Raw genomic sequence first — 13,118 nt, 5'->3', positions numbered from 1 at the left:
CCGGGCTTGTACAAGCATGTGCACGGCCTGGGCGGGACCTCAAATCGGCCGTACTTGGCAAGCAGGGCAGGGTTTTTAGGTTCGACTGCAATGATTCTGACCGCACTTGGCCTCATGAGTGGCACCTCGCTCGACGGGGTGGACGTGGCCCTGATCGAGACCGATGGGCGGCAGATCAAGAGCCTCGGTCCCTCGGGCTACCGGGCCTATAGCGCCGCGGAGCGCAGCCTGCTGCGCGAGGCGCTCGCCGATGCGGTGCAGATCGAGCGGCGCGATGCGCGCCCCGGACGGGTGCGCGACGCCGAGCGCGTCGTGACGGTGGCGCATGCCGAGGCGGTCGCCGCGTTCCTGGCGCAGCACCGGCTCAAGCCCGAGGACATCGATATCATCGGCTTTCATGGCCAGACCGTGCTGCACCGCCCCGAACGCCGCCTGACCGTGCAGATCGGCGACGCGGCCGCGCTCGCCAAGTCCGTCCATATCCCGGTGATGCACGATTTCCGCGCTGCCGACGTCGATTTCGGCGGGCAGGGCGCGCCGTTCGTGCCGGTCTATCACCGCGCCCTGGCGCAATCGCTGTCGCGCGCGGGGCCGATCGCCGTCGTCAATATCGGCGGCGTCTCCAACATCACCTATATCGACGGCGACGACGTGCTGATCGCCTGCGACACCGGTCCCGGTAATGCGCTGCTCGACGACTTCATGCACCGGACCACGGGACAGGCATTCGATCAGGATGGCCGCGTGGCGGAGCAGGGCAACCCGGACGAGGCCTGGATCACCAGCGCGCTGGAAATGCCCTTTTTCGCGCTGCCGCCGCCGAAATCTCTCGACCGCAACGATTTTGCCGCGCTGAAGCTGGGTGATGTGAAGCCGGCGGACGGGGCCGCGACCCTGACGGCGTTCACGGCCGCAGCGATTGCCCGCATCATCCCGCTGCTGCCGAAGCCGCCGGCGAGCTGGATCGTCTGCGGCGGCGGCGCCCGCAACCATACCATGATGCGGATGTTGCGCGAGCGTGTCGCGCCGGCGAGCGTCGAATCGGCCGATGCGCTGGGCTGGTCGGCGGACGCGATCGAGGCCCAGGCGTTTGGCTTTCTGGCGGTCCGCGGCATGAAGGGCCTGCCGCTGAGCTATCCCACCACCACAGGCGTGCCGTTTCCGATGACCGGCGGGGTGATTGCGCGCCCTTGATTCATGCAATTGCATGAATCTTGACAGTTCGATGCGTATGCATCTAGTTTGATGCATCTGCATCAAACTGCCGAGGATGTCATGGCGCCTGTCCTGAAGCTGATCAGCCACAAGCTCTGCCCCTATGTGCAACGCGCCGTCATTGCGCTCACCGAGAAGGGCGTCGCATTCGAGCGGATCGACATCGATCTCGCCAACAAGCCCGACTGGTTCTTGAAGATCTCGCCGCTCGGCAAGGTGCCGGTGCTGGTGGTGCCCTTAGGCCAGGGCGAGGTGGCGCTGTTCGAGAGCAACGTGATCTGCGAGTACATCGAGGACACGCAGCCGGCTGTGAGGCTGCATCCCGAGGACGCGCTGGTCCGCGCGCAGCATCGGGCCTGGATGGAGTTCGGCTCTGCGATCCTCGGCGATCTCTGGGGCCTGGAGACGACGCAGGATGCCGCATTGTTCGCCGCCAAGCGCGAGGCGTTGACGGCGAAGTTTGCTCGCGTCGAGGATGCGCTGGGCGAGGGGCCGTATTTTGCCGGCGCGCGTTTCAGCCTGGTCGACGCCGTGTTCGCGCCGATCTTCCGCTACTTCGATGTGTTCGATGCGTACGGTGATCTCGGCATCTTTGCGTCCACGCCGAAAGTTCGGGCGTGGCGCGATCAACTCGCGCAGCGGCCGAGCGTGAGGACGGCGGTCAGCGCCGACTATCCGCAGCTACTGCGCGCGTTCCTCGCGCGGCACGATGCGTATTTGTTGAAGCAGGCGGCGTAGAGAGGCACGACGTTGTCATGGAAGGTGCCGGCTCCACTCACAGCGTCATCGTCCGCGCAGGCGGACGATCAAGTATTCCGAGACGCCGGTGACGAACTGAGAAGCCGCGGCGCACTGGATCACCCGCCTGCGGACGATGACGGCGGAGGATGTGGCGGCAGTTCGTAGTTCGTAGGGTGGGCAAAGCCGCAGGCGTGCCCACCATCGTCTCCGAGCCGTCAAATGAAGATGGTGGGCACGGCGCGTTGCGACCATCCGCGTTGACGGAGTGTCGGACGCGCCTTTGCCCACCCTACAGACCGAGGGCTTTGCAACGACGCGCCGACCTCACCTCACATTGGCGAGGCGCATGTCGAGATAGGCGGTGATGGTTTCCATCAGCGGCTCGAGCTTGCCGTCGAAGAAGTGGTTGGCGCCGGGGATGACCTGCTGGTCGATCACGATGCCCTTCTGCGTCTTCAGCTTCTCGACCAGCGTATTGACGTCCTTGGGCGGCACCACCGCGTCGCGCTCGCCATGCACGATCAGCCCGGAGGACGGGCAGGGCGCCAGGAACGAGAAGTCGTAGAGATTGGCGGGCGGCGCGATCGAGATGAAGCCCTCGACCTCCGGGCGGCGCATCAAAAGCTGCATGCCGATCCAGGCGCCGAACGAGAAGCCGGCGACCCAGCAGGCGCGTGCCTCGGGGTTGATGGTCTGCGCCCAATCGAGCGCGGACGCCGCATCCGACAGCTCGCCGGTGCCGTGGTCGAACGAGCCCTGGCTGCGGCCGACGCCGCGGAAATTGAAGCGCAGCACCGAGAATCCGCGATGCGCGAAGGCATAGTAGCACTGGTACACGATCTGATGGTTCATCGTGCCGTGGAACTGCGGATGCGGATGCAGGATCATCGCGATCGGCGCGTTCTTCTGCTTCGCCGGATGGTAACGGCCTTCGAGGCGGCCGGCCGGACCGTTGAAGATGACTTCAGGCATCAGAGAATCCTTGGCAGAGCGTCGACCGACTTCGTCCGAGCTTCATCTGGCGCCTCGCCGACGAATTCCGCAGGACAAGTGGTGATCGAGCGCCATCCGTTCGCTTGGACGGAGCAGCGCTGGCGTGACTGGAAGTTGGCCTTCTAGCATGGAGCGCGGGGCAAAAAGCAAGGATTTTCAACGCCCGGCAAGGCGGCTGCGGCAGGGATACAGACCGGGCCGCCGATACAGCGGCGGGGCGAAGCGGCCGCGGAACGTCATCCGAATGCGCCTGCAATTCTATGAAAATACTGACGTTTTCGTCTGCAGCCCGGCCGTTCAGCGCAGCGACGCCGTCTGCTCCAGCTGCGCAACGGCGCTGCGATAGCGGCGGCTGCCCTGCACGGATTGTCCGTTGTCGAAGGTCAGGCCGAAATCGCCCGTTGGCAGGACCGAAAGCGCGGCGACCCGGGCCATGTTGACCAGCCGGCCGCGGTGGATGCGGACGAGCGCGAAGCGGGCGAGCTCGGCCTCGGCGGCCGACAAGGTGCCGCGGATGAGATGCCGCCTGCCGTCGGCCATGGCATATTCAACGTAGTTGCCGGCCGCGGCCACCCACAGGATGTCGGCCGGCGAGATGCGGATGCGACTCGCGCCGTCGCGCAGCCAGAGCGTGGCGGGGGCAGGAGGCTCGGATCGCCGTGTCGGCTCTCGGACAGCGCTCGCGCGATAGCCGTCGTGCAGCCAGAGCGTGCCACCGATGAGCAGCGCCGTCATGACGTCCTTGCGGAACTCGTACACGATGGTGGCAAGGGAGAGCTGGAAGTCGTACGCGCCGCCCGCGGTCCACATCAGCAGCTTGCGCAGCGTCACCATGCCGATCATGTGAAGCGCAGAGAAGGCGACGATGGCGGCGACGGCGAGCGCGATATGACGTGCCATGGCGGCCGGGCCCAGCCGGATGGAACGAACGGTGGCGACCGGCAGCGGCGCCAGCAGGATGATGACGACAATGCTCGTCATTTCCCACAGCAACTGCTTTTCCAGATCATAGGCCGCGCCCCGCCTGACGGCATCGTGAGCGGCGGAAAGGGCGTTGACGACGCCGATGCCGAGCGAGAGCCCGGCCATGATCGCGTAGAAGGTACGATCATTCGGACGCAGCATCGAGCCGACAAGCTTGTTCATGGCACCGGACCCGCTATCTCAATCTCGCGCCCGACGATATCACGCTGGCCGTCGCGCATCATCATGGCGCGGGCGAGCGATGGTCGTTCGTGTCCCGAGTTGATAAGAACGAGCCATGGCCGACAGGATCTATCTCGACTGGAATGCGACGACCCCGCTGCGACCGCAAGCGCGCGCGGCGATTCTCGCCGCGATGGATCTGGTCGGCAATCCCTCGTCGGTTCACGCCGAAGGCCGCAAGGCGCGGCGGCTGACGGAGGAGGCCCGCGAGGTGATCGCCCGGGGGCTCGGCACCGTCGCGCGCCGCGTGGTGTTCACCTCCGGCGGAACCGAGGCCAATGTGCTCGCCTTGAGCCCAGGCCTGCGCGCGCCGGCCGGCCCGGTCGAGCGGCTGCTGGTGTCTGCGGTCGAGCATGCCTCGGTGCTGGCCGGCGGCCGGTTCGCGCCATCAGCGGTGCAGACGATCCCGGTCGACTCCTCCGGCGTGGTCGATCTCGGCCGCCTGGAAGCCCTGCTGGCCGGCGGGCCGCCGGCGCTGGTGTCCGTCATGGCCGCCAACAACGAGACCGGGGTGCTTCAACCGGTTTCGAAAGTCGCCGAGATGGTGCACCAGGCGGGCGGCGTGCTGCACGTCGATTCGATCCAGGCATTCGGGAAAGTACCCCTCGATATCAAGCAGATGGGCGCGGACCTTGTGACCATCTCTGCGCACAAGATCGGCGGACCCAAGGGCGTCGGCGCGCTGGTCCTGGGCGCCGGCGTGGAGGAGCCGATTCCGGTTCTCCGCGGTGGCGGCCAGGAGCGCGGTCGCCGGGCTGGAACCGAAAACGTGGCCGGAATTGCCGGATTTGGCGCCGCGGCTGGCGCTGCCCTGGCTTCGCGCGAGGTGGACCTGACCCGGATCACGGCGCTGCGCGACCGGCTGGAAGCGGGCCTTCGTCAGACCGCTGGCGTGACGGTATTTTCGTCCGAAGCGGCGCGGCTTCCGAACACGACGCTGTTCACCGCACCGGGGCTCAAGGCCGAGACGGCCGTGATCGGCTTCGATCTCGAAGGGATCGCGGTGTCTTCCGGCTCGGCGTGTTCGTCCGGCAAGGTCCAGCCGTCCCATGTGCTGGAAGCGATGGGCGCCAGTTCCGCAGCGGCCCAGGGAGCGGTGCGCCTCAGTCTCGGCTGGTCCACCACGGAGGCGGAGGTCGATCGTTGCGTCCAGGCTTGGCGAAAGCTGTCATTGACCCTACTTAAAGGTGGCGACGAAACCGTGCTTGAGCGATTCTAAGGGCGTGATTTCGTCGAGGAAACGTCGTAAGACGGTTCCAGAAGATGTCCACCGCGGTCCTTGAAACCGCGAGCGGAGGATGGAATGCCAGCCGTACAAGAGACGGTCGACCGCGTCAGGCGGATCGACGTCGACCAATATCGCTATGGGTTCGAGACTGTCATCGAATCCGAGAAGGCTCCGAAGGGGCTTTCCGAAGACACCGTCCGCTTCATCTCGGGCAAGAAGAACGAGCCCGCCTGGATGCTCGAATGGCGCCTCGAGGCCTATCGCCGCTGGCTGACCATGACCGAGCCGACCTGGGCGCGCGTCGACTATCCCAAGATCGATTTCCAGGATCTCTACTACTACTCGGCGCCGAAGCCGAAGAAGCAGCTCTCCTCGATCGACGAGATCGATCCTGAGATCCTGAAGACCTATGAGAAGCTCGGCATTCCCCTGCGCGAGGTTGCGATCCTCGAAGGCGTCGAGCCGGTGCCCGGCGCTGGCAGCCCCGAGACGCGCAAGATCGCGGTCGATGCCGTGTTCGATTCGGTGTCGGTCGCGACCACGTTCAAGGAGGAACTGAGGAAGGCCGGCGTGATCTTCATGCCGATCTCGGAAGCCATCCGCGAGCATCCCGAGCTGGTGCAGAAATATCTCGGCAGCGTGGTGCCGACCTCGGACAATTTCTATGCGACGCTGAATTCGGCGGTGTTCTCCGACGGTTCGTTCGTCTACGTGCCGCCGGGCGTGCGCTGCCCGATGGAGCTGTCGACCTACTTCCGCATCAACGAGCGCAACACCGGCCAGTTCGAGCGCACGCTGATCATCGCCGACAAGGGCGCCTACGTTTCCTATCTCGAGGGCTGCACCGCGCCGCAGCGCGACGAGAACCAGCTGCACGCGGCCGTGGTCGAGCTGGTCGCGCACGATGACGCCGAGATCAAGTACTCGACGGTGCAGAACTGGTATCCGGGCAATTCGGAAGGCAAGGGCGGCATCTATAATTTTGTCACCAAGCGTGGCGACTGCCGCGGCGACAATTCCAAGATCTCCTGGACCCAGGTCGAGACGGGATCGGCGATCACCTGGAAATATCCGAGCTGCATCCTGCGCGGCGACAATTCCCGTGGTGAATTCTATTCGATCGCGATCTCGAATGGCTATCAGCAGGTCGATAGCGGCACCAAGATGATCCATCTCGGCAAGAACACGACCAGCCGGATCATCTCCAAGGGCATCGCCGCAGGCCGCTCGCAGAACACCTATCGCGGCCTGGTGACGGCGCATCGCAAGGCGTCCAACGCGCGCAACTTCACCGCCTGCGATTCGCTGCTGATCGGCGACAAGTGCGGCGCGCACACCGTGCCCTATATCGAGGCCAAGAATTCCTCGGCCACTTTCGAGCACGAGGCGACGACGTCCAAGATCTCCGAGGACGTGCTGTTCTACTGCGTCCAGCGCGGCCTTTCGCAGGAGGAGGCGGTCGGCCTCGTCGTCAACGGCTTCGTCAAGGACGTGCTGCAGCAGCTGCCGATGGAGTTCGCGGTCGAGGCGCAGAAGCTGATCTCGATCAGCCTCGAAGGATCGGTCGGCTAAGACCACATGGGAGCGGGTCCGCGGCGCGGCCCGCTCTTGCTGACATCAACATCATCCGCCCTCGGACCCGATCGATCGGTTGCTCCAGGGCAAGCGTTGAGCGGAAACAGATTATGGCACTACTCGAAATCAACAATCTGCAGGTCCGCGTCGAGGAGCGCGAGATTCTCCACGGCCTGACGCTTTCGATCGACGCCGGCAAGGTGCACGCCATCATGGGGCCGAACGGCTCCGGCAAGTCGACGCTCTCCCATGTCATCGCCGGCAAGCCGGGCTATGAGGTCACCGGCGGCGAGATCCTGTTCAAGGGCGAGGATCTCCTGGCGATGGCGCCGGACGAGCGCGCCGCCAAGGGCGTGTTCCTGGCGTTCCAGTATCCGGTCGAGATTCCAGGCGTCGCGACCATGACGTTCCTGCGCACCGCGCTCAACGCGCAGCGCAAGGCGCGCGGCGAGGAGGAGTATTCGACGCCGGATTTCCTCAGGAAGGTGCGCGAGATCTCGAAATCGCTCAGCATTCCGCAGGACATGCTCAAGCGCGGCGTCAATGTCGGCTTTTCCGGCGGCGAGAAGAAGCGCAACGAGGTGCTGCAGATGGCGCTGTTCCAGCCGTCGCTCTGCATCCTCGACGAGATGGATTCCGGTCTCGACATCGATGCCCTGCGCATCGCCGCCGACGGCGTCAACGCGCTGCGCTCGCCGGAGCGCTCGATGATCGTGATCACCCACTATCAGCGGCTGCTGAACTACATCGTGCCCGACGTCGTTCACGTGATGTCGAAGGGCCGCGTCGTGAAGAGCGGCGGCAAGGAGCTCGCGCTGGAGCTCGAGGCGTCCGGTTACGCCCAGTTCGAAGACGCGGCCTGATCGCTGCGTGAATGGATCTGTGATGAACGTAGCTTTGGTCAAGAACGACAGCGGTCCGGCGGCGAGCAGCTTGCTCTCTGCCGCTTTGGGCCGTCTGCCCGGCATCGGCAAGGTGGCTGATATCCGGCGCGAAGCCTTCGCGGCTTTCGAGCGCACCGGCCTGCCGCACCGTCGTATCGAGGAATGGAAGTACACCGATCTTCGTGTGCTGATGCGCGAGGTGCTGCCGCTGGCAGGCGCGCCGGACGCGGCGGCGCTGGCGCGGGCCAAAGCCGTGCTGGCTTCTGTTGCCGTCGACGGTGCTCGGAAGCTGGTGCTGGTCGACGGCGTGTTCGTGGCGGAGCTCTCGGATATTTCGGCCTCCGAGGATGGTGTCAAGGTTCACACGCTGCGCGAGGCGCTGCAGAGCGCCGGCAGCGAGCGGCTGCTGGAAACGACCGTCAACGATGCCATGGTCATCTTGAACGGGGCGCTTGCGACCGATGGTGTCCTGATCTCCGTGGCGGATGGTGCAAAGCTCTCGAACCCGCTGCAGATCATTCACATCGCGACAGCATCGCAAGCATCGCGTGCCAGCCGCTCGCATCTTTCGGTGGGGAACGGCGCGCAGGCGACTTTGATCGAAAGCGCGATCGCAGCCGATGGTGCCTCAGGCTATCAGGCCAATGACGCCGTGGTCGTGTCCCTCGGTGATGACGCTGCGCTGTCCACCATTCGCCTGATGCGCGATGCCAGGGACGCCGTTAACATCACTTCAGCCAAGTACGAGGTCGGTGCGCGGTCGAAACTCAATATCTTCAACATGACAACAGGCGGCGCCGTCAGTCGTCTGCAGGGCTTCATTACTCTCAAGGGCGAAGGCAGCGAGCTGATCATCAACGGTGTCAACCTGCTGCGCGACAAGCAGCATGGCGACCTGACGCTGGTGGTCGATCACGCGGTGCCCGGCTGCACCAGCCGCGAGAACTTCCGCGCCGTGCTCGACGATCGTGCCCACTCGGTATTCCAGGGCCGTATCATCGTGCGCCCCGACGCGCAGCAGACCGACGGCAAGATGATGACGCGGGCGCTGCTGTTGTCCGACGAGGCCGAGGCCGACAGCAAGCCGGAGCTCGAGATCTTCGCCGACGACGTCTCCTGCGGCCACGGCGCCACTGCCGGCGCGCTCGACGAAAGCCTGCTGTTCTATCTGCGCGCCCGCGGCCTGCCCGAGAAGCAGGCGCAGGCGCTGCTGATCCAGGCTTTCGTCGGTGAGGCGATCGAGGCGATCGAGGATGATGGCCTGCGCGAGCGCGTCATCGCCGCCGCCCAGGACTGGATGGAGGCGCGCGCATGAGCATGCATCCCGCTGTCTCAAACGGCTCCTACGACGTCGCCCGCATCCGCGAAGATTTTCCGGCGTTGGCGCTGCAGGTCTACGGCAAGCCGCTCGTCTATCTCGACAATGCGGCGTCGGCGCAGAAGCCGCGCGCCGTGCTCGACCGCATGACGCAGGCCTACACCAGCGAATACGCCAACGTGCATCGCGGCCTGCACTATCTCGCCAATGCCGCGACCGAAGCTTATGAGGGCGGCCGCGAGCGTGTCACGCGCTTCCTCAACGCGCGGCGCAGTGAAGAGATCATCTTCACCCGCAACGCGACCGAGGCGATCAACCTCGTCGCATCCTCCTGGGGCGGACCGAACATCGGTGAAGGCGACGAGATCGTGCTCTCGATCATGGAGCACCATTCCAACATCGTGCCGTGGCACTTCTTGCGCGAGCGCCAGGGCGCCGTGATCAAGTGGGCTCCGGTCGACGACGACGGCAACTTCCTGATCGACGAGTTCGAGAAGCTGCTCACGCCGAAAACCAAGCTGGTCGCGATCACGCAGATGTCGAACATGCTGGGCACGTTGGTTCCGGTGAAGGAGGTCGTGCGATCAGCGCATGCGCGCGGCATCCCTGTGCTGGTCGACGGCAGCCAGGCCGCCGTGCACCTCGCAATCGATGTCCAGGACATCGATTGCGACTTCTATGTCTTCACCGGCCACAAGCTGTACGGGCCGACCGGCATCGGCGTGCTCTACGCCAAGTACGACCACCTCGTTGCCATGCGCCCCTACAATGGCGGCGGTGAGATGATCCGCGAGGTCGCGCGCGACTGGGTCACCTATGGCGATCCGCCGCACAAATTCGAGGCGGGCACGCCGATGATCGTCGAGGCGGTCGGGCTGGGCGCTGCGATCGATTACGTCAATTCGGTCGGCAAGGAGCGGATCGCGGCGCACGAGCATGATCTGCTCACCTACGCCCAGGATCGGCTGCGCGAGATCAATTCGCTGCGGCTGATCGGCACCGCCAAGGGCAAGGGCCCGGTGATCTCGTTCGAGATGAAGGGCGCGCATGCGCATGACATTGCGACGGTGATCGATCGCCAGGGCGTCGCGGTGCGGGCGGGCACGCATTGCGTGATGCCGCTTTTGGAGAGATTCAACGTCACGGCGACCTGCCGGGCCTCGTTTGGCATGTACAATACGAGGGAAGAGGTTGATCAGCTGGCACAGGCATTGATCAAGGCGCGGGAATTGTTTGCATGACCGACACGGCCGAAGTCAAAACCCAGACCGTCGAAACGCAGTCGGCGCTGCCGCCGGAGGAGACCGAGCGGCTCTCCGCCGAGATCATCGCCGCGTTGAAGACGGTGTTCGATCCGGAGATTCCGGCCGACATCTACGAGCTCGGTCTGATCTACAAGGTCGACATCAAGGACGACCGCAGCGTCGACGTCCTGATGACGCTGACGACACCGAATTGCCCGGCGGCCGGCGAGCTGCCGACGATGGTGGAGAACGCGATCGCCAGCGTTCCGGGGGTCGGCGTGGTCAATGTGAGCATCGTCTGGGAGCCGCAATGGACTCCGGACCGGATGAGCGACGAGGCCCGGCTCGTCCTGAACATGTGGTGAGACGAGCGGGCACGAAGTTTGAATAGTAAGGGCGGATCACATACCCCGCCGGGATGACGCCATGACCAGCACGACGAATACGACAGCTCCTGTCGCCAAGCCCAAGCCGCGGCCCCGTCCGCAGGTGATGCGGCTCACCGATGCGGCGGCCAAGCGCATCCGTGAGCTCACTGATCGCGCCGAGTCCGAGATCATCGGATTGCGTGTCGGTGTCAAGAACGGCGGCTGCGCCGGGCAGTCCTACACGGTCGAATATGCCCATGATATCCGGCCGACCGACGAGGTGGTCGAGGACAAGGGTGTCAAGATCCTGGTCGACCCCAAGGCGGTTCTGTTCCTGCTCGGCACCGAGATGGACTATCAGGCCGACAAGATGCAGGCGCAGTTCGTGTTCAACAATCCGAACCAGATCAGCGCCTGCGGCTGCGGCGAGTCGGTTCAGCTCAAGCCGGCCGAGGTCTGATCGTCCGCTTTCAGCCAGGGCGGCACCGGAGCTGTCGCGTTGCGGACATTGACACGCGCCACCCTCTCGACCGAAAACTCCAGGCGGGCAACTGGGGCGTTGGCGAGAGCTGGTGCGATGGACCGCGAATTCCTGATCGATCTGTTCGCCGGTTTCGGTCCGGTCACGATCCGGCGGATGTTCTCCGGCTTCGGCATCTCCGCCGACGGCATCAACTTCGCGCTTGCGCTGCGCAGCGGCCTTTATCTCCGTGCTGATGAAACCAGCTTTGCCAGGTTCGAGGAGGCCGGATCCAAGCCGTTCTCCTACGAGACCCGCGCGCGGACCATGACGGTGCGCTCGTATTGGCAAGTGCCGGCGCATCTGTTCGACGACTCCGACGAGTTCGCGATATGGGCCCGAGATGCGTTTGCAGCGGCGCAAAGAGCGGCCCTGAGCAAGCAGACCAGGAAGCGGGCGGCATCTCGCCGCGGGCGCGAGCAGGGTCCGGCACGTGGCGGGGTGCAGCCCGGTGCGACCAAGCCAGCGGCGAAAACGGCCAAGCCGGCCAAGACGCGGAAGGTCGCCAAGACGATCCGCAAAGCGCCCGCGGCAGGTCGCAAGACGCGCAGTGCGACAGCAGCGTCGGGCCGACAGAAATCCCGCACGCCATCATCGCGGACGCGTTGATGCTGCTGCCGGGGCAACGCCGGCACCGTCGCAGTCAGGCCACCCGACCTCGCGTCGTCGTCGCGTATTCGGGATCGTTCTCGCACACCACCTTGTTGCGCCCGTTGCGTTTGGCGGCATAGAGGCAGGCGTCGGCGCGTTCGATCAGCGTATCGGTATCGTCGCCGGCCCGCAGCAGCGACACGCCGACCGAGATCGTCACACGTCCCAGGATCTCCCCGGTCGACTTCTTCTTCAGCTCCTTCGCCGTCACGGCGCGGCGGATGTGATCGGCGACTGTCAGCGCGTGCTGCAGCGAGGTGTTCGGCAGCACGACGGCGAATTCCTCGCCGCCGTAGCGCGCCGCGATGTCCTGCCCCTTGATGGCGTGCTTCAGGGTCATTCCGACCAGGCGCAGCACCTGGTCTCCGGTGAGATGTCCGTAGGAATCGTTGAAGGACTTGAAATGGTCGATGTCGAACATCAGCAGCGACAGCGGCTGTTGGGTCGCTAGCCCCGATTGCACGGTCGTTTCGATCATCCGGTCGAAATATTTGCGATTGCCGAGGCCGGTGAGCGGATCGGTCAGGCTCTCGGCCCGGATCACCTCCAGGCTATGCTGCAGCCCGCTGATCTCGTCCTTCGACAGCGTCAGCCGCTCTTCGAGGATCCGGTTGGTCTCGCGCATCTGTCTGGTCGAATCGGTGAGCGCCTCGATGATGTCCACCAATTGCTCGCGGCTGGTCGCCGACGCGAGCCGCTGATCGGCGCCCGCGAGGCTCGCATCGTAGCTCGCCGTTCTGCCGAGAGCATCGGTGAGCATGTTCACCAAGTCGTCGATCTCGCCGACGACGCGCGCGCCGACCTTGTCGATGCGATCCGACGTCTTGAGCTGCGCGAGGTAGGAGTCGTACAGCTGATCGAGATCGGACTGCGACAGCTTGCCGTTGCGCGACAGCGTCTCGTTGATGATCTCGTTCAGCGGTGCGTTGTAGCCCGTCGCGTAGACGTACCAGACCTCGTAATTGCGCGGATTGGCCGAATGGCGAAGCGTTCTGATCTGGCTGAGCGCGACTTCGGCGAAGCCTATCGTGCGTTCGTGTTCGTCAAGCGCATTGACCACCACAGGTTCTCCCCAATCGCCCGCGTCGCCGTCGTCACAGCAATGAAATAAACAATGCCGGCCAAGCTAAAGGACGTTTGTGAACCAGGGGTAAATACGGCCGTAGAGTCCCGGA

13 protein-coding genes are annotated in these 13,118 nt (G+C 64.7%); 10 read left to right on the top strand and 3 right to left on the bottom strand.

What is annotated here, in order from left to right; all coding sequences use genetic code 11:
* Positions 1–90: 90 nt before the first annotated feature.
* A complete protein-coding gene (locus tag QX039_RS18970) occupies positions 91–1,194 on the top strand; it encodes an anhydro-N-acetylmuramic acid kinase (RefSeq protein ID WP_315737801.1) in 1,104 nt (367 codons plus the stop codon).
* A gap of 81 nt (positions 1,195–1,275) precedes the next feature.
* The gene (locus QX039_RS18965) at positions 1,276–1,953 is read left to right on the top strand and encodes a glutathione S-transferase family protein (RefSeq protein ID WP_315737802.1); all 678 of its coding nucleotides are present in this window, start codon (positions 1,276–1,278) and stop codon (positions 1,951–1,953) included.
* A 327-nt stretch (positions 1,954–2,280) separates the two neighbouring features.
* Here QX039_RS18965 and QX039_RS18960 read toward each other — a convergent pair whose 3' ends face one another.
* Positions 2,281–2,928, bottom strand: coding sequence for an alpha/beta hydrolase (locus QX039_RS18960; RefSeq protein WP_008971476.1), 648 nt, complete (start codon positions 2,926–2,928; stop codon positions 2,281–2,283).
* A gap of 318 nt (positions 2,929–3,246) precedes the next feature.
* On the bottom strand, positions 3,247–4,038 hold the full coding sequence (locus tag QX039_RS18955) for a LytTR family DNA-binding domain-containing protein (protein WP_316219518.1): 792 nt from the start codon (positions 4,036–4,038) through the stop codon (positions 3,247–3,249).
* Positions 4,039–4,210: 172 nt separating this feature from the next.
* Between QX039_RS18955 and QX039_RS18950 the strand changes: the two genes are divergently transcribed.
* The 8 genes from QX039_RS18950 (at position 4,211) to QX039_RS18915 (ending at position 11,901) form a co-directional block, all read left to right on the top strand.
* Positions 4,211–5,374, top strand: coding sequence for a cysteine desulfurase family protein (locus QX039_RS18950; protein ID WP_315772217.1), 1,164 nt, complete (start codon positions 4,211–4,213; stop codon positions 5,372–5,374).
* 84 nt (positions 5,375–5,458) lie between these two features.
* Positions 5,459–6,955 (top strand): Fe-S cluster assembly protein SufB, encoded by a 1,497-nt coding sequence (gene sufB / locus QX039_RS18945; RefSeq protein ID WP_315737805.1) that lies wholly within the window; start codon positions 5,459–5,461, stop codon positions 6,953–6,955.
* 113 nt (positions 6,956–7,068) lie between these two features.
* Positions 7,069–7,821 carry a Fe-S cluster assembly ATPase SufC gene (sufC, locus tag QX039_RS18940; protein ID WP_315712154.1) on the top strand — a complete coding sequence of 251 codons (753 nt, stop codon included), beginning with the start codon at positions 7,069–7,071 and terminating at the stop codon, positions 7,819–7,821.
* 22 nt (positions 7,822–7,843) lie between these two features.
* Complete coding sequence (gene sufD / locus QX039_RS18935) at positions 7,844–9,157, top strand: Fe-S cluster assembly protein SufD (RefSeq protein WP_315772214.1); 1,314 nt, start codon at positions 7,844–7,846, stop codon at positions 9,155–9,157.
* The gene (locus QX039_RS18930) at positions 9,154–10,401 is read left to right on the top strand and encodes a cysteine desulfurase (protein ID WP_315772213.1); all 1,248 of its coding nucleotides are present in this window, start codon (positions 9,154–9,156) and stop codon (positions 10,399–10,401) included. Before sufD ends, QX039_RS18930 begins: the two co-directional genes overlap by 4 nt.
* A complete protein-coding gene (locus QX039_RS18925) occupies positions 10,398–10,769 on the top strand; it encodes an SUF system Fe-S cluster assembly protein (RefSeq protein ID WP_315772211.1) in 372 nt (123 codons plus the stop codon). Before QX039_RS18930 ends, QX039_RS18925 begins: the two co-directional genes overlap by 4 nt.
* Before the next feature lie 61 nt (positions 10,770–10,830).
* The gene (locus QX039_RS18920) at positions 10,831–11,232 is read left to right on the top strand and encodes an iron-sulfur cluster assembly accessory protein (protein ID WP_315772210.1); all 402 of its coding nucleotides are present in this window, start codon (positions 10,831–10,833) and stop codon (positions 11,230–11,232) included.
* Between the two features lie 117 nt (positions 11,233–11,349).
* Positions 11,350–11,901: a TfoX/Sxy family protein gene (locus QX039_RS18915; protein WP_315737810.1), complete on the top strand. Its 552-nt coding sequence runs from the start codon at positions 11,350–11,352 to the stop codon at positions 11,899–11,901.
* A 34-nt stretch (positions 11,902–11,935) separates the two neighbouring features.
* On the opposite strand, the gene QX039_RS18910 is transcribed toward QX039_RS18915, so the two are convergent.
* Entirely contained in the window at positions 11,936–13,003 is a 1,068-nt protein-coding gene (locus QX039_RS18910) for a diguanylate cyclase (protein WP_315737811.1), read from the bottom strand.
* Positions 13,004–13,118: the final 115 nt, after the last annotated feature.

The organism is Bradyrhizobium sp. SZCCHNR1043, from assembly GCF_032489675.1.
Lineage (GTDB): Bacteria > Pseudomonadota > Alphaproteobacteria > Rhizobiales > Xanthobacteraceae > Bradyrhizobium.
This window is presented reverse-complemented; position numbering and strand designations above follow the sequence as displayed.

Bases quoted from the DNA above. Each gene is read 5' to 3' on its own strand.
- QX039_RS18970 (WP_315737801.1), top strand. From the start codon at position 91: ATGATTCTGACCGCACTTGGCCTCATGAGTGGCACCTCGCTCGACGGG.
- QX039_RS18965 (WP_315737802.1), top strand. From the start codon at position 1,276: ATGGCGCCTGTCCTGAAGCTGATCAGCCACAAGCTCTGCCCCTATGTG.
- QX039_RS18960 (WP_008971476.1), bottom strand. From the start codon at position 2,928: ATGCCTGAAGTCATCTTCAACGGTCCGGCCGGCCGCCTCGAAGGCCGT.
- QX039_RS18955 (WP_316219518.1), bottom strand. From the start codon at position 4,038: ATGGCCGGGCTCTCGCTCGGCATCGGCGTCGTCAACGCCCTTTCCGCC.
- QX039_RS18950 (WP_315772217.1), top strand. From the start codon at position 4,211: ATGGCCGACAGGATCTATCTCGACTGGAATGCGACGACCCCGCTGCGA.
- sufB (WP_315737805.1), top strand. From the start codon at position 5,459: ATGCCAGCCGTACAAGAGACGGTCGACCGCGTCAGGCGGATCGACGTC.
- sufC (WP_315712154.1), top strand. From the start codon at position 7,069: ATGGCACTACTCGAAATCAACAATCTGCAGGTCCGCGTCGAGGAGCGC.
- sufD (WP_315772214.1), top strand. From the start codon at position 7,844: ATGAACGTAGCTTTGGTCAAGAACGACAGCGGTCCGGCGGCGAGCAGC.
- QX039_RS18930 (WP_315772213.1), top strand. From the start codon at position 9,154: ATGAGCATGCATCCCGCTGTCTCAAACGGCTCCTACGACGTCGCCCGC.
- QX039_RS18925 (WP_315772211.1), top strand. From the start codon at position 10,398: ATGACCGACACGGCCGAAGTCAAAACCCAGACCGTCGAAACGCAGTCG.
- QX039_RS18920 (WP_315772210.1), top strand. From the start codon at position 10,831: ATGACCAGCACGACGAATACGACAGCTCCTGTCGCCAAGCCCAAGCCG.
- QX039_RS18915 (WP_315737810.1), top strand. From the start codon at position 11,350: ATGGACCGCGAATTCCTGATCGATCTGTTCGCCGGTTTCGGTCCGGTC.